This window comes from Nocardia sp. NPDC056611, from assembly GCF_042792755.1.
Taxonomy (GTDB): domain Bacteria; phylum Actinomycetota; class Actinomycetes; order Mycobacteriales; family Mycobacteriaceae; genus Nocardia.
In genome coordinates this window covers 235,585-250,960 of record NZ_JBHTVV010000004.1, presented here as the reverse complement: position 1 = coordinate 250,960, position 15,376 = coordinate 235,585, and the positions used below count along the sequence as shown (strand labels likewise).

Genomic DNA, 15,376 nt, shown 5'->3' with positions numbered 1-15,376 from the left:
GTTAGTAGGCACGCGCCATGGCCCTCTCGCGGCGGGCCGCCACGGCCGCACCCGATTCGCGGCGGGCCATGCGGCGCAACACCATCGGCGCGATCAGAACGCCCGCGACCGCCCACGCGCCCAGCACCGCGACGGTCTCCAGGTGCCGCCAGGAGTGGGTCAGCTCCACCACCGAAGCACTGTCGGGCAGCATGGCCGAGCGCATGCCCAGGCCCATCCAATAGATGGGGAACGCCTGCGCCACCGCCTGCAGCCAGCCGGGCAGGCCGGTGATGGGGTAGAAGATTCCGGAGATCGCCACCAGACCCATGATGGGGAACGAGACGAAGCCGATGCTGCGCGGGCTGTCGAACGCCGAGCCGATGATCGCGCCCAGCGGCAGGCAGGCCAGCAGACCGAGCGCCAGGATGCCGATCAGGGTGGCCCACGCGCCGACGCTGTCCAGGCTCACCCCGCCGATGGCGAACAGGCCGAAGCCGAGGATCAGGGCCACCTGCACCACGGTGACGCCGGAGACCGCGGTGACCTTGCCGATCAGATAGCCCAGCATCCCGTTGGGAGTGGCCTTGGCGCGCAACAGGGTCCCGTCCTCGCGGTCCATGGCCAGGCCCTGGGCGATGCCGAACATGCCGGTGAAGGCGACCAGCATGCCGAGCACGCTGGGCAGCGCCAGCGCGCCCAGGCCGACGCCGGTGCCCTCGAAGTCGCCGTGCCGCATGAAGAACACCGCGACCATGGTGGCCACCGGCCAGAAGAACTGCGAGAAGATGTCCATCCCGTTGGTGAGGGTCTGGACCACTTCGATGCGCCCGCGCCGGAGCCCCGCCCGGATCGCCACGGTCGTCGGGTTCATCGGGCCACCTCTTCCAGGCTGTGCAATTCGATGTCGCCCTGGCCGGATTCGAACCGCTGGACCAGGGTCATGTAGGTGTCCTCGAGCGAGGCGCGGCGCACCTCCAGCTCCTCCACGGCCTCGCCGAACTGCTTGAACAGCTCGTGGACGAACTTGGTGGACTCGGTGGTGGTGTGCACGAAGCGCTGCCCGTCGCGGGTCCACTTCACCTCGGCCTCACCCGCGATGCGGCGGGAGAGTTGATCGGCGGAGCCGTCGGCGATGATGCGGCCGCCCGCCAGGATCAGGATGCGGTCGGCCAGCTTCTCGGCTTCGTCCAGATCGTGGGTGGTGAGCAGGATGGTGGTGTGGTCGTCGTCGGCGAGACGGTGCACCAGGTCGTGGAATTCACGGCGGGCCTGCGGATCGAAGCCCGCGGTCGGCTCGTCCAGGAACAGCAGTTCGGGGCGGCCGACGATGCCGATGGCCACGTCCAGGCGGCGGCGCTGGCCACCGGACAGGGTCATCACCTTGGCGCCCGCGTGCTCGGTGAGACCGACGGCGGCGATCAGTTCGTCTGTGTCCCAGGGCCGTCGGATGGCGGGGGTGGAGTAGGGCGCGTAGTACATGCCCAGGTACTCGAGGAGTTCGCGCACCCGCCATTTGCCGTGGTCGCGCCACGATTGCAGCACCACGCCCAGGCGCGCCCGCCAGGCTTCGCCGCCGTGCGCGGGGTCCGTCCCGAGTACTTCGACCCGGCCCGCCGAGCGCATGCGGAAGCCCTCGAGGATCTCGATGGTGGTGGTCTTGCCCGCGCCGTTGGGGCCCAGCAGGGCCACCACCTCGCCGCGATGCGCCTGGAAACCGACATCGTGCAGCACGTCGCGCGTGCCGTAGCGCATGCGCAGATTCTCGACGTCGAGTACGACGTCCTCGCCGACCGTCATGACACCCCTCCGTAGTAGAAGCCGGATCGGATGTAGCATAACTACTACATTTCGAGGTGCTCAAGCTATTTGTCCACACGCGAAAAAGGCCCGGCTCTGGAGAGAGCCGGGCCCTTCGTCGAAGGATTCGCGCCGGTCGGCGCGGGCTGGGGAACGGGTCAGCGTGTGCTGAGGAACTCGATGGCCGCCGCGTAGCCCTGGACGCCCATGCCCGCGATCACCGCGGTCGCGATCGGGGACACGAACGAGTGGTGCCGGAATTCCTCGCGGGCGTGCACATTGCTGATGTGCACCTCCACGATCGGCACCTCCGGGATCACCAGCGCGTCCCGCAGCGCCACCGAGGTGTGGGTGAGCCCGCCCGGATTGATGACGATGCCGGACTCCACACCGCGGGCGGCGTGGATGCGGTCGATCAGCGCGCCCTCGTGATTGGACTGGAACGCCACGATCTCGCGATCGAACCGGGCCGCGGTCTTGCGGCACAGTTCGACCACGTCGTCGAGCGTGTCGGCCCCGTACACCTCGGGCTGACGGGTGCCCAGCATGTTCAGATTGGGGCCGTTGAGCACCAGGATCGGACCGGTAGCAGGCATGCGCCCACTCTATCGGCCGACCGGGCGATCACAGGCCGCGCGGTCCCTCCGTCCGCAGGTCGTCGACTTTGCGCATGGCCGTGCGCAATTCCCCGAGCCACTCCTCGGCGTGCTTGCCGGCCAGTTTGACGGTCCAGGCCAGCGCGTCGGAGCGGGAGCGGGCTACCCCGGCGTCGACCAGGGTGTCGAGCACCTTGCGCTCGGGCTGGCGCAATCGGGTCATGACCGGTACGGCCAGATGGGTGAACATGATTCGCTCGCCGTCCACGAGCACGCCCCAGGCGACATTGCGGCCGTAGCGGGCCTGCGCCTCCTGGGCGATCTGCATGCGGGCGGGCCGGGTGGACTCCCGGAAGCGGGCGAGCAGGCCCTCGCGGGTGGCCTGCGGGACGCCGGCCGGGGCCGCGTCGGCGGCGGGGGCGTCCGCGCCGGCTTCGGCGGCGGGGGTGGATTCGGCTGGGGGGAGGGGGAGTTCGCCGAGGACGACGATTTCGTCGCGATCGACCTCGAGGGTTGCGGGACCGGTGAACCAGTCGGCTGGCAATCTGCCAGCGAACCAGTCGGGGGCATCCGAGACGTCAGGGAGGTCGGCCTGCTGCCAACCGCCGGTGCGTCCGAAGCCGGGTCCACGATGTCCGTGTCTCATGTTGGTCACACTCACTTACGGCATGGAGTTGTAATGCTGATTACAACGTTACGTCGAAATTGGGTGCGTGGGTTCCGCTCTGGGAGAACGGGGTCTCGAGGCATGGTCACGAATCGCGCGCGGGGCTGTCACCAGTGAGAACCGATCGGTCTGCCGAGTCTCGAATACGTCAGTGCTGTAACCGACCGGTGATCATGTAACTGGTCCCTACTGAAGGATTTCGGCACTATGGTGATGCTCAGTACGTGCGCACCTGGTGGAGAAGGTGGCGCCGCGGCGTTCGGAGCGCGGTACCGTGGACCTGATGCTGATGTGGCCAGAGTGAAGAGTGGGCGATATGGATGTGTGGGGATCCCGCCGCTTCCGAGTTCGGGGTGCGATCGCACTCGCGGGTGTGGCGGCCGTCGCGATCGCGATGGGGTCGTGTGGGTTTCGGGACAAATCGACGGGCGCGGAGAACGTGGTCGAGCAGTTCACCTCGCTGATCGACAAGAAGGACTACGACGGGGCGTCGCGACTGACCTCCTATCCGGCGGGCGCTTCGGCAACGCTGAAGCAAGTCTTCGAGGGCATGGGGTCGGGTAAGCCCGACTACCGCGTGACCCAGTTCATCAAACTGGATGGTACGACCGGCCTCTTCTCCATGACCGGCGCCTGGAACTTCGGCGGGAACCGGAACTGGAAGTACGACCTCAACGGCACCGTCCGCAAACTCAGTGTGGGCTGGCGCATTTCGTGGGATCCCGCCCTGGTCATGCCGCAGCTCGACGCCAAGCGGACCGCCAAACTGGTCCGCACCGAGGCCCACCCCTCCCCGCGGGTGAACGACATCGTCGGCCAGCCGCTCATGACCGAGCAGACCATCAATGTGGTCAAGCTGGACCCGGCCAAGATCACCGACCCGGTCGCCTCGACCAACGCGCTCGCCGCCGCCATCGCCCCGGTCGCCCCGCTCATCGACGGACCGGCCCTGATGCAACAGCTTTCGGCCGCGCAGGGCAAACCGATCACCGCGGTCAACCTGCGCGACGGCGACTTCGCCATCCTCGAACCGCGCATGGCCCCGATCCCGGGCGTGGTGCTGGAGAAGCAGCCCAAGCTCATCTCCGCCGACCGCCGGGTGTGGTCGCCCATGCTCGACGCGCTCACCAAGGTGTGGGACGAGAACCGCGACAGCCACTCCGGCTGGGGTGTGCAGCTGTTCGAGCCCAATGGGGCCATGGTCACCCAGCTCGTCGGGGAGCAGGGCCCGCCCGGACCCGACATTCCGGGCACCATGGACCAGCATCTGCAGCGCGCCGCCGAGGACGCCGCGGTGAGCACCGGTTCGCCCACCTCCATCGTCGCCATCCAGCCCTCCAGCGGGGCCCTGGTCGCGGTCGCCCAGAACAGTCAGGCCAGTGAGCGCGGCAATATCGCCTTCACCGGGCTGTACCCGGTCGGCGGCATGATCGAGCTGTTCAAGAATGTCGCCGCGGTCACCAAACACAAAGCGCCGCAGGATGTCTCGGTCGGCGACGCCGCAGACGCGGCCAGCCTGCTCGGCATCGGCATCGACTTCCGGGTGCCCGGCCTCGACGAGACCACCGGCCGCCTGCCCACCGGGAAGAACACCGCCGAGAACGTCGGCCGCGGCAATGCCGCCGACTCGCTGCTGGCCAGCCCCTGGGGCATGGCCATCGCGGCGGCCGCGGTCGCGCGCGGGCAGGTGCCCAAGCCGATGATCGCCATCGGCCAGCCGGCCACCACCGAGGCCGACCTGGCCGCGCTGCCGCCGGAGGCCACCGACCGGTTGCGCGCCATGCTGCACGACGGCGGCGGCGCGCCGGAGATGGCCGCCCTCGGCCGGTATCGCGATGTCCAGGTCTACAGCGCTACCACCGGCAACAATGGGTGGCTGGTCGCGACCCTCGGGGACCTGGCCTTCGCCATCCACATCGAGGATCCCGACAGCGGCGACCTCACCGCGCGGGTGGCCGCCCGGCTGTTGCAGTCGCTGGCCACCCCGGACTAGCGGCGGCTCAGCGGGAGGACAGCGCCTGCGCGGCCGCGCGCCAGCCGACCAGGAACAGCCCGAGGAAGGTCGCGGCCACGATGACGAAGCTGACCGCGACGCCCTGACCCGACACCGCGCGCAGCAGCATGCCGCCCGCCAGCGTGCTCAGCCACACGATCACGCCGGTCGGCCACACCGTGCGGCCGTCGAAACCCCGTGCCGCCGAGACGCCTTCCCGGCCCGCCGCCACCGCCACCCCGAGCACCCAGCCCAGCAGCAGCCCGGTGCCGAACGGCCAGAACGTGCGCAGCAGGCCCGCGGCGATCGCCTCGTCGTGACTGCGCCGCCCGATCGCGCAGAACACGATCACCAGGGCGACATCCACGACGAAGGGCACGAGTTTCTTCACGCGGGACAGGCTATCGGGCCGCCCGCGAACGCTCGTGCAGGGACACCAGGCTAAAGATCCGGGGCGGCGGGGGAGCCCGGGTCCGCGGGAGGTGTGGCGCGGCGGCGGTCCGTGACCAGCGAATTGCCGCGCTCCTCGAACTCCTTCTCCAGTTCGGCGTCACCGGCCTGCGGCTTGCGGAACAGGAACAGGAAGACGATCCAGCCGACGATCGCCACCAGGATGAAGCTCACCAGCCGGTAGAGGAAGGCGGCGGCCACGGCCTGCGCGGCGGGCAGCCCGGCCGCGGCGGTCAGCGAGTAGATGAGGGTGGCGTCCACATAGACGATGCCGCCGGGAGCCAAAGGAATGGTGCCCACGGCCTTTCCGGCCGCGAAAGCCAGCATGAGCGCCGCCCAGCGCGGGTCCGCGCCCACCGCGTAGCAGGCGAATCCCAGGCAGGCGACGTCGGCGAGCCGGTGGACCAGCGCCCAGGCCGCCACCCACGCGCCATCGCGTTTGCCCAGGTCCACCGATTCCAGCTGGGACATGATCTCCTCGATCTTGTCCATGCCGTCGTCCGCGGGTCTGCGTCTGATCCGGTTGACCAGGTGCAGGATTCGCTGCAGCAGGCCCTGCACCCCGTCCGGATGCCGGGACACGTAGTTCACCGCCCAGATCAGCAGCGCGACCGTGCCCAGCGTCAGGATCACCTTGGCCGGACCCACCCGGTCCCCGGCCAGCACCGTGCCGAACAGGCCCAGCAGCGCCAGGCCCGCCGCCGCCACCACGCCCGACATCACCAGTTGCCAGGACGCCACGATCGGGCTCGCGCCCCAGCGCCGGGTCTGGCGGTAGGTGAAGGCGGTCGAGAACACCTGACCGGCGGGCAAGGTCAGCGACATGCCGGTGGAGCCGTACACCACCGACACCGACTTGCGCTGACTCACCTCCACGCCGCCGGCGTGCAGCAGCTGTTTCTGGATGCGACCGAACCCGGACATGGAAACCGCCTGCATGAGGATGCAGGCGGCGATCCAGCCCCAATGTATTTCGGTGAGGTTCTTCCAGGATTCGTGCAGGCGCGGATATAGGTAAGTGCCCTCGGAAATCAGCAGTCCCACGAGCGCGGCGCCCAGCACCCATTTGGCCCACCAGAATCTGCCACGGCGCGCGTTGTCCGCGGGCGGCGTGGGTTCGCCGTCCAGCTCACCATGGGCCGTCACGTCGTCAGCCTAACGAACTCGCCGCCGCCTCGTCTGCAGCAGCGGGGTCGGTGCTTTCCCGCGGCCACGCCAGCCGGGTTTTCCGGCGGCGGCCACGCAGTTGCACTTCTTCTCCGGTCTGCCAATGCCGCTGTTCGTTCTCGTCGGCGAAGAACAGGGCGCTCGACGAGGTCAGGACGCGTTCGGGCCGGTCTTTCGCGAGTTCGGTCAGGCGCGACGCCTCGTTCACCGGATCGCCGATCACGGTGTATTCGAAGCGATTCGCCCCACCGATATTCCCGGCCACCGCGAGTCCGGCCGAGACGCCGATACCGATATCCAGGCCCACCACCTCGCGCAGGGCTTCACGCAGTTCGCGGGCCGCGGCCAGGGCCGCGGTCGGTGCGTCGGGGCGATCCAGCGGCGCGCCGAAGATGGCCAGCGCGGCGTCACCCATGAATTTGTTGATGAGCCCGTGATGGCGGTCGATGACATCCACCACGACCCGGAAGAACTCGTTGAGCAGGCTGACCACTTCGGTCGGCGGGCGTTCCGCCGCGGTCGCGGTCGAGCCGACCATATCCACGAACAGGACCGCCACGAATCGGGTTTCACCGCCGAGTTCGGTGCCGTACTCCAGGGCGCGCCGCGCCACATCCTCGCCGACATGCTGACCGAACAATTCCTGCAGTTCCCGGCGTTTCGCGGCCTCGCCCATCATTCGGTTGAAGCCGACCTGCAGCAGCCCGATCTCGGAACCGTCGAAAACTTCCACCTGCACATCCCGGGCGCCTTCCTGCACCCGGTCGATGGCCTGGCTGAGCTGGCGGATCGGATCGGAAATGGAGGAGCCGGTGAGCATGGAAAGCGCCAGCGCCTGCATGATCACCACGCCGCACAACAAGAGAATCGAGACCGCCAGCGACTGCGCGGAAAACTGGACGCGAGAAGAAATCTGGGTGACGCACAGCAGCACGATGGCGATGGTCGGCGCGAAGGTGCCCATCCCCCAGGTCATGGCCATTCGGGTGCCGACACCCGCGGTCAGGGTGTGGTCGAAGGCCCCCACGGTCAGCGCCTCGGCCGCGACCGGCCGCAGAATCCGTTCCCCCAGCATGTAGGTGAAGCCGAAAACGATGGTGGCGGCCATACATTCGGTGACGATCACCGCCGCCGCCAGCTCCGGGGTGCGCACGATGATCAGCGAAGCCAGCACCGCGCCGCCGATCAGCCACAACACCAGATGCACGATGGCCTGCCGCAACGGCGCGTGCAGCGCCGCCATCTGCTCCTGCCGCGACGGCGGCCCGCCCCGCATCTGCCACCGCATCACCGGCCGCAGCATCAGCGCCGACGCCGTCACGCTCAGGAATCCGCCGATCACGAAGACCAGCGCGGGCACCAGCAGCCCGGTCTCGCGGGTCGCGCTCGTGCCGTCCTCCGGCACCGGCAACCCGTACTCGATGAACGCCCACACCAGGACAGCGCCGAACGCGTTGGCCGCGAGCATCGAAGCTAAGTACAGCGGCCAGCGGGTATGCATGGTCTGTTTGACCGCTTCCAGGGGCGCTGACACGAGCTCCAATCTAGCGTTTGCATCGCCGGTACATGCCTGCGGAGGTTCCGGCCGTTAGGCTCGCTCAGGTGAGTGAGGCGCAGGCGGTGTCCAGCGGGTCCGGGGAAACGAGTCAGGTACGGCGGCGCGACGCGGAGGCTGTGCACCCGCTCGTCCGGCAGACCGCGGAATGGTGCTGGCGGCTGCTCATCATTCTCGCGGCGGTGGTCGCGGTCGCGTATCTGGCACGGCGGCTGTCCACGGTGACGATTCCGATTTCCATCGCGCTGCTGGGCGCGGCTCTGATGGCGCCGCTGGTCAATTGGATGCAGCGGTTCGGGGTGCCGCGGGCCATCGGGGTGCTGGTCGCGCTGATCGGGTCGCTCGGGATCCTGGCCGGGATCATGACCTTCGTCGTGGAACAGTTCGTCTCCGGTGTGCCGCAGCTGTCCGACGAGTTCAAGACCTCCGTGCACCAGGTGCAGGACTGGCTGATCAACGGGCCGCTGCACCTGAGCAACGATCAGATCCGCAATGCGGGCGACACCATCGTCAAGACCGTCGAATCCAACAAGGACGCGCTCACCAACGGGGCGCTCACCACCGCCACCGTCATCGGCGAGTTCTTCACCGGCGCGTTCCTGACCCTGTTCATCCTCATCTTCTTCCTCTACGGCGGCGACCAGATCTGGGAGTTCTGCACTCGCATCGTCCCGACCCCGCACCGGGCGCGGGTGCGGGCCGCGGGACGGCTCGGCTTCGGCACCCTCACCGGCTTCGTCCGCGCCACCGTGCTGGTGGCGGCGGTGGACGCCATCGGCATCGGCGCGGGCCTGGCCATTCTCAATGTGCCGCTGGCACTTCCGCTGGCCTCGCTGGTCTTCATCGGCGCGTTCATCCCCATCGTGGGTTCGTTCATCGCCGGCTCGGTGGCGGTGTTCATCGCCCTGATGACCAAGGGTCTGGTCACCGCGCTCATCGTGCTGGGCATCACGGTGGCGGTCATGCAGCTGGAAGGCCATGTGCTGCAACCGTTGCTGATGGGCCGCGCGGTACGCATCCACCCGCTGGCAGTGGTGCTGGCCATCGCGGCGGGCGTGGTGCTGGCCGGGCTGGCGGGCGGTCTGCTCGCGGTGCCGTTCGTGGCGGTGCTCAATACCGCCATCCGCTCGCTGCTCGCCGATTCGCCGCAGGAGCTCTATCAGGAACTGCACAGCGGTGACCCGGACAAACCGATGTTCAGCGCCGAACCCGACCTACCCGACCCCGACCGGTACAAGATCGCCCTGCCGGCGGGCGAGGGCGACCGCCCGGCGCTCCCCGATCCGAAATCCGCGGGCGGCGCGGCGACACCGGGGACCGAGGATGTCCCCGGGGCCTGAGCCCGACCCCGCCTGGGGCGCGACCGCGCCGCTGTGGCGGGCAGTGCAGGCGTTCCGGCTGGTCACGCTGCTGTACGCGGTCGGCCAGCAGGTGGCCTCGGTGCCGCACTACACCAATCAGCGGCTGAGCTGGGCGCTGATCGCGGTCATGGCGGTGTGGTCGGGCATCTCCGCGATCCTGTTGTCACAGTGGCGGATCCGTCATGAGCCGCGGGTGCGCACCGGTGTGGTGATCGGCGACCACGTGGTGGTGATCGCTCTCATCTTCGCCACCCGGCTGGTCGCGCCGTACGACTGGTACCACGGCCATCAGACCCTGCCCACCACGCTGTGGGCCGCCAATGCGGTTGTCTCCGCGGCGATCCTGTGGGGACCGTTCGGCGGCATCTGCTCGGGACTGGTGGTCTCGGCCGCCGTCATCACCGCCCGCGCGCAATGGGATGTCGACGTCTGGCGCGACGCCACGCTGCCGGTGCTGATCTCGGTGGGCCTGGCCGTGGGGCTGGCCTCCAACACCGCCCGCCGCGCCCACGCGCAGCTGCAGCGGGCCATCCGGCTCACCGCCGCCGCCCAGGAACGCGAACGCCTGGCCCGCCAGGTGCACGACGGCGTCCTCCAGGTGCTCAGCTACATCAAGCGGCGCGGGAACGAGATCGGCGGGCCGACAGCGGAACTGGCGCAGCGGGCGGGGGAGCAGGAGGTCGCGCTGCGGGTGCTCATCTCCGAACAGGGTGAACCCGCCGACGTCAGCGGGGTGGACGAGGACCTGCGGCCGCTGCTCACCGCGCAGACCACGCCGTCCGTCTTCGTCTCCACGCCCGGCGATCCGGTGCTGCTCGGGCACTGGGCGGCCCGCGAGGTCGCCGCGGCCGTCGCCGCCGCCTTGGCGAATGTGGTCCAGCACGCCGGACCGGGCGCGAAAGCCTATGTGCTGCTGGAGGATATGGGTGACGAGATCGTCGTGAGCGTGCGCGACGACGGTCCGGGGATCCCGCCCGGGCGGCTCGCGGAGGCCGAAGGGCAAGGGCGCATGGGTGTTTCGCGCTCCATCATCGGCCGGGTCGCCGCGCTCGGCGGCACCGCGCAGCTGCTGTTCGAGGCGGTACCCGAGGACGGCGACGAGGGGGCGGGCGCGGAATGGGAGTTCCGGATTCCCGTCGGACGGCCACAATGAGAGCGGAGGCGGAGATGAGCGCAGCGGCGGACCGGATCACCGTGATGGTGGTCGACGACCACCCGATCTGGCGCGACGGCGTCGCCCGCGACCTGGCCGAGGCCGGGTTCGACGTGGTCGCCACCGCCGACGGCGTGCGCTCGGCCGGAGCCCGCGCCGCCGCCGTCCGACCGGCCGTCGTGCTGATGGACATGCAGCTCCCCGACGGCAACGGCGCCGACGCCACCGCCGAGGTGCTGCGGGTCTCCCCGCGAACCCGGGTGCTGGTGCTGTCCGCGTCGGCCGAACGCGACGACGTGCTCGACGCCATCAAGGCCGGGGCCACCGGATACCTGGTCAAGAGCGCCTCGGCCACCGAACTCCTCGACGCCGTGCACGCCACCGCCGCCGGCCAGGCCGTCTTCACCCCCGGCCTCGCCGGACTGGTCCTCGGTGAGTTCCGCCGCATCGCCAACACCCCCGCCGATCGCGACGAACCCCACCGGCCCGCCCTCACCGACCGCGAGACCGAAGTGCTGCGGATGGTGGCGAAAGGCTTGTCCGCCAGGCAGATCGCCACCCGGCTGGGGCTGAGCCACCGCACCGTCGAGAACCACGTGCAGTCCACGCTGCGCAAACTCCAGCTCGGCAATCGCGTCGAACTGACCCGGTACGCCATCGAACAGGGCCTCGAGTAGGGGAGCGGTTCAGGGATTGCCCTGATGCGGTGACCGGCCCGGGCTCGCTAGCCTCGAAGACATGGGAGGTCCTGAAGCGGTTTCCGCGCTCGAGACCGGCACCGTGATCGGCGACCGGGATCTACGGGTATCTGATGTAGAACGCGAACATGTCGGCCGGTTGCTGCAGCGAGCGGTCGGGCTGGGCATGCTGTCGCTGGGGGAATTCACCGAGCGCATGGACACCGCGCTCGCGGCCAAGACCCGCGGCGAACTCAACGCGGTGCTGATCGATCTGCCGGGGGTCCGGCTGGTCGGGCAGCCCGCCCCGGCCGCGCCGCATTACGTGGCGCCGCAGCCCCGATTCGTGAGCGGGCCGCCGCGCCTGCCGCAACCCGTGCCCGGCAACGTGATTCGCGCGCGCATGTCGAGCGTGCACCGCAGGGGCGTCTGGCACGTGCCGCCCAGCCTCGTGCTGAACAGCATGATGGGCAGCGTGCACCTGGACTTCACCCAGGCCGTCATGTCCACCCAGGTGGTGGAGATCCACGTGAACGACACCTGCAGCTCGCTGGAACTCATCCTGCCCGCCGAGGCGACCGTGGACCTCAATGCCATCGACCTGATCGGGTCCAGCGCCAATACCAAGGTGCGCAGCGGGCCGCCGATGGGTCCGTTGCACATCATCGTGCGCGGGAGCCTGCGATTCAGCTCCGTCACCGCCAAGCACCCGTTCGGGACCAACTGGAAGCGCTTCCTCAACGGGGCGTGAACCGGTCGGCGGGAGCCGGAGCCGGACGGTAGGGTCACGCCCATGGTGGAAGGCGTCCCGGCACCGGAGGCAGTGCATCGAACCGGCCGCGGCGAACCGCTGCTGCTGTTGCACGGCGTCCTGCTCACCTGGCAGTCCTGGGGCGGCGTGCTCGACGACCTGGCCGCGAGCCACAGCGTGCTCGCCCCCACCCTGCCCGGACACTGGGGCGGACCCGAGGCCGCGCGTCCCGCCACCGTGACCGCCCTGGTCGACCACTGCGAACGGCTGCTCGACGAATCCGGTTGGGACGCCGTCCATATCGCGGGCAACTCGCTGGGCGGCTGGATCGCCTTGGAACTCGCCGCCCGCGGCCGGGCCCGCTCCTGCACCGCCATCGCACCCGCCGGACTGTGGCGCACCCCGGCCGCCGCGGATTCGCTGCTGCGCCGGTTCCGCGCCTTCGGGCCGCTCATCGGACTGGGCCCCGGCCAGCAGCCGACCATGCCGTCGCTGCTGCGCAGCCTGCTGCTGCCGCTGCTCGCCTACCGGCCCGCCGCCGTGCCGAACCCGCTCGCCAAGGCCATGACCGCCGCCATCACCGAATGCGCCATCGTCGACGACCTCGCGACCGACCCCGAGTTGCCCGTCGGCTTCACCGGTCTGGCCGAGCTCGACGTCCCCACCACGATCCTGCTGCCCGAACACGACCGGGTGCTGCCGCCGCACGTCTACGCGCCCCTCACCCCCACCGGAGCCGTGCGGGTGCGCCCGCTCCCGGACCTGGGCCACGTCCCCATGCTGGAAGCCCCCGACCTGATCACCGCCGAGATCACCGCGACCATCGCGCGCGCGGCCGCCCACTCCGCCTGACCGCTCGGCTGCGACTCGCGTAGTAATCGCCCGCTACCCGGGTGTTTCTACTCATGTGGCAGAACCCCCAGGTCGGGAGCATTGCCGGCATGAATCCCGCCATCGATCCCCGCCTGATCGCGCGGCTGTCGACCGAATTCACCTCGCTCGGCGAGCACCTGAACATCCTCGGCCGCGACCTCGACACCCTGCACACGCAGGTCCTCGCCGAATCCATGCGCACCGCTGCACAGACCGCGACCGGCACGGGCGTTGCCGGAGCGGGCAGTTCCGAGGCCCCGTCGACCGTCTCCGTCACGGAACAGCGGCCGGAACCGGGCGTTCCGGGCGCGCTCGACGGAGGTGCCGCTGCTCAGCAGAGCGGACAGCCCGTTCAGGGGACGGTTCCGCCGGGGCAGGAGGTTCCAGTCCGGAGCGCGCCGGGGTCCGGTCCGGCCGGGGCCGCGCCCCTGTGGGGGCCGCCACCCGTCGGTGCGCCGGGATGGCCTGCGCAGCAGGGGGTTCCGATCCCGGGAGTGTCCGGGGCTGCTCCGGCGGCCGGGTGGGGGCAGCCGCCCGCGTCAGGTGTAGGGATGCCCGGGGCGCCGGGTGCGCCGATCCCGCCCGCCTCCGGGTGGATCCCGCCCGCGGGTCCGATGGGAATGCCGGTGGGGCAGCCCGTTCCAGGTCCGGCCGGCGCGGCTCGGCCGGGGTGGGCTGGTCCGGGTGCGCAGCCGCTGTCGCCGATGCCCGGGTTGCCGCAGCAGCGGCGCGTGGTGGCCGGGCGGCCGGCGCGGGAGCCGTGGTGGCAGCGGGAAGGCGTGATCAGCCGGGTGCTGGCCGTGGCCGGGGTGGCCGTCACGTTGATCGGCGTGGTCATGCTGCTGGTGCTGGCGGCGCAGGCGGGGTTCTTCGGGCCGGTGCCGAGAGTTGTCGCCGGTGGCCTGTTCTCGGCCGCTCTGGTGGGTGTCGGGGCGCGGGTGTTCGCCAAGCCGGGGGGCCGGGTCGGGGGTATCGCCTTGGCGGCCACCGGTATCGCCGGGGGATATCTGGATGTCGTCGCCATGACCACGATGTACCGGTGGCTGGATCCGGTGGTGGGGTACGTGGTGGCGTTCGGGATCGCGGCCGGGGGCGTGGCGCTCGCCATGCGGTGGAACTCCCAGGGGCTGGCCGTGCTGGTCACCGCCGGGGCGGCGGTGCTCGCGCCGTTCGTGTCGACGGAGTTGATGCTTCTGGTCGGCTTCCTGATCGTGTTGCAGATCGCCGCCCTGCCGGTGCAGTTGGTGCGGGATTGGCCGTGGCTGCACGTGATTCGGACGATTCCGGCGGTGCTGGGGACCCTGCTCGCGGTGGTCGGCACGGCCCTCGATTCGGGCGCGGGCCCGGACCGGTATCAGGCGCTGGCCGCCGCGATCGTCATCGCGGTGACCGGGCTTACCGGTGCGGTGCTCGCCGGGCGGCTGCGGGCGGGTGACGTGACCGCGAGCCTGAGCTTCGGGGCGGCGACCGTGCCGATGCTGGCCGCGCCCGTGCTGTTCTCCGGGCGCACCGGGCCGACGGTGGTGGCCGGTGCGGTCGCGGCGGTGCTGCTGCTGGTCGCGGCGGTGCCGTGGGTGCCGAAACTCGGTGCCGCCGCGCGAATTCCGGGGCACCTGGCGGTGGTGTCCGCGCTGGCCGGTGCGGTCGCGCTGTTCGAAGCGTGTGTCGGCGTGACCGAGGTCCAGACGCTGCCGACGGCGCTGTTCGTGGTCGCTATGGGCTTCCTGGCGGCGGCCGGACAGCAGCGATCGCGGTTCGCGGCGGCGCTCGGCGCGGTCTACGGCGGGCTGGGCGCGCTCGCGTTCCTGTTCCGCGCCGACCCGGCCACGCTGGCGGGGCAGGTGGAAGCCGAAGCACACCTGGGTATTTCGACCGCGCTGTCGGCGGTGTTCCTGCTCGCGGTGCTGGCGGTCGCGGCCTGGACGGCGCGTCGTCTGGGTCTGCTCGACCGGGAGTCCGACGCCGCCGTTCTGTCGGTGTTCGCCGGGATCGGCGGGCTCTACGCGGTGACCGCCCTGACCGTCTCGCTCGGCGTCGCCACCGGCAGCCGCGACGGGTTCCTCGCCGGACACGGCATCGCCACGGTGATCTGGATGGCCGCGGCCACCGCCGCCCTGCTGTTCGGCCTGCGCCGGCTCTCGCGCAAGTCGCCGCAGGCGAAGGTGGCGCTGGTAGCGGGCCTGCTGCTCACCGGCGCGGCCCTGGCCAAGCTGTTCCTGTTCGACCTGGCCACCCTGGCCGGCCTGCTGCGCGCGGCCGCGTTCCTGGTGGTGGGTGTGCTGCTGCTGATGGTCGGCACCCGCTACGCGCGGGCCTTCGCCGATCTGGACGCGCGCACCTAGAGCGGCGAAAAA

At 70.2% G+C, this 15,376-nt stretch carries 14 protein-coding genes; 7 read left to right on the top strand and 7 right to left on the bottom strand.

Features of this window, described 5'->3' with window-relative positions:
- Window position 1 precedes the first annotated feature (1 nt).
- The 4 genes from ACFRAQ_RS22515 to ACFRAQ_RS22500 form a co-directional block, all read right to left on the bottom strand.
- Window positions 2–853 carry an ABC transporter permease gene (locus ACFRAQ_RS22515; RefSeq protein WP_379102637.1) on the bottom strand — a complete coding sequence of 284 codons (852 nt, stop codon included), beginning with the start codon at window positions 851–853 and terminating at the stop codon, window positions 2–4.
- On the bottom strand, window positions 850–1,779 hold the full coding sequence (locus ACFRAQ_RS22510; protein ID WP_379102635.1) for an ABC transporter ATP-binding protein: 930 nt from the start codon (window positions 1,777–1,779) through the stop codon (window positions 850–852). Before ACFRAQ_RS22510 ends, ACFRAQ_RS22515 begins: the two co-directional genes overlap by 4 nt.
- Window positions 1,780–1,937: 158 nt before the next feature.
- Window positions 1,938–2,375: a type II 3-dehydroquinate dehydratase gene (gene aroQ / locus ACFRAQ_RS22505; RefSeq protein ID WP_379102633.1), complete on the bottom strand. Its 438-nt coding sequence runs from the start codon at window positions 2,373–2,375 to the stop codon at window positions 1,938–1,940.
- Between the two features lie 28 nt (window positions 2,376–2,403).
- Window positions 2,404–3,021: a hypothetical protein gene (locus ACFRAQ_RS22500; protein ID WP_379102631.1), complete on the bottom strand. Its 618-nt coding sequence runs from the start codon at window positions 3,019–3,021 to the stop codon at window positions 2,404–2,406.
- A 337-nt stretch (window positions 3,022–3,358) separates the two neighbouring features.
- Here ACFRAQ_RS22500 and ACFRAQ_RS22495 point away from each other — a divergent pair, with 337 nt between their 5' ends.
- The gene (locus tag ACFRAQ_RS22495) at window positions 3,359–5,035 is read left to right on the top strand and encodes an NTF2-like N-terminal transpeptidase domain-containing protein (RefSeq protein ID WP_379102629.1); all 1,677 of its coding nucleotides are present in this window, start codon (window positions 3,359–3,361) and stop codon (window positions 5,033–5,035) included.
- A 7-nt stretch (window positions 5,036–5,042) separates the two neighbouring features.
- On the opposite strand, the gene ACFRAQ_RS22490 is transcribed toward ACFRAQ_RS22495, so the two are convergent.
- Genes ACFRAQ_RS22490 through ACFRAQ_RS22480 form a run of 3 tightly spaced genes read right to left on the bottom strand, consistent with a single transcriptional unit; the run spans window position 5,043 to window position 8,153 of the window.
- Window positions 5,043–5,435 carry a DUF3054 domain-containing protein gene (locus ACFRAQ_RS22490; RefSeq protein WP_379103713.1) on the bottom strand — a complete coding sequence of 131 codons (393 nt, stop codon included), beginning with the start codon at window positions 5,433–5,435 and terminating at the stop codon, window positions 5,043–5,045.
- 41 nt (window positions 5,436–5,476) lie between these two features.
- Entirely contained in the window at window positions 5,477–6,631 is a 1,155-nt protein-coding gene (locus ACFRAQ_RS22485; RefSeq protein ID WP_379102627.1) for a YbhN family protein, read from the bottom strand.
- Between the two features lie 4 nt (window positions 6,632–6,635).
- Window positions 6,636–8,153 (bottom strand): adenylate/guanylate cyclase domain-containing protein, encoded by a 1,518-nt coding sequence (locus ACFRAQ_RS22480; RefSeq protein ID WP_379103711.1) that lies wholly within the window; start codon window positions 8,151–8,153, stop codon window positions 6,636–6,638.
- A 173-nt stretch (window positions 8,154–8,326) separates the two neighbouring features.
- Between ACFRAQ_RS22480 and ACFRAQ_RS22475 the strand changes: the two genes are divergently transcribed.
- The 6 genes from ACFRAQ_RS22475 (at window position 8,327) to ACFRAQ_RS22450 (ending at window position 15,364) form a co-directional block, all read left to right on the top strand.
- Window positions 8,327–9,547 carry an AI-2E family transporter gene (locus tag ACFRAQ_RS22475; RefSeq protein WP_379103708.1) on the top strand — a complete coding sequence of 407 codons (1,221 nt, stop codon included), beginning with the start codon at window positions 8,327–8,329 and terminating at the stop codon, window positions 9,545–9,547.
- Window positions 9,531–10,721: a MacS family sensor histidine kinase gene (macS, locus tag ACFRAQ_RS22470; RefSeq protein WP_379102625.1), complete on the top strand. Its 1,191-nt coding sequence runs from the start codon at window positions 9,531–9,533 to the stop codon at window positions 10,719–10,721. The genes ACFRAQ_RS22475 and macS overlap by 17 nt, the downstream gene beginning before the upstream one ends.
- Before the next feature lie 14 nt (window positions 10,722–10,735).
- Window positions 10,736–11,398 carry a response regulator gene (locus tag ACFRAQ_RS22465; protein ID WP_379102623.1) on the top strand — a complete coding sequence of 221 codons (663 nt, stop codon included), beginning with the start codon at window positions 10,736–10,738 and terminating at the stop codon, window positions 11,396–11,398.
- A gap of 106 nt (window positions 11,399–11,504) precedes the next feature.
- The gene (locus ACFRAQ_RS22460) at window positions 11,505–12,149 is read left to right on the top strand and encodes a DUF1707 domain-containing protein (protein WP_379103706.1); all 645 of its coding nucleotides are present in this window, start codon (window positions 11,505–11,507) and stop codon (window positions 12,147–12,149) included.
- Between the two features lie 42 nt (window positions 12,150–12,191).
- On the top strand, window positions 12,192–13,001 hold the full coding sequence (locus tag ACFRAQ_RS22455; RefSeq protein WP_379102621.1) for an alpha/beta fold hydrolase: 810 nt from the start codon (window positions 12,192–12,194) through the stop codon (window positions 12,999–13,001).
- 641 nt (window positions 13,002–13,642) lie between these two features.
- On the top strand, window positions 13,643–15,364 hold the full coding sequence (locus ACFRAQ_RS22450; protein ID WP_379103704.1) for a DUF2339 domain-containing protein: 1,722 nt from the start codon (window positions 13,643–13,645) through the stop codon (window positions 15,362–15,364).
- The last annotated feature ends 12 nt before the right edge of the window (window positions 15,365–15,376 follow it).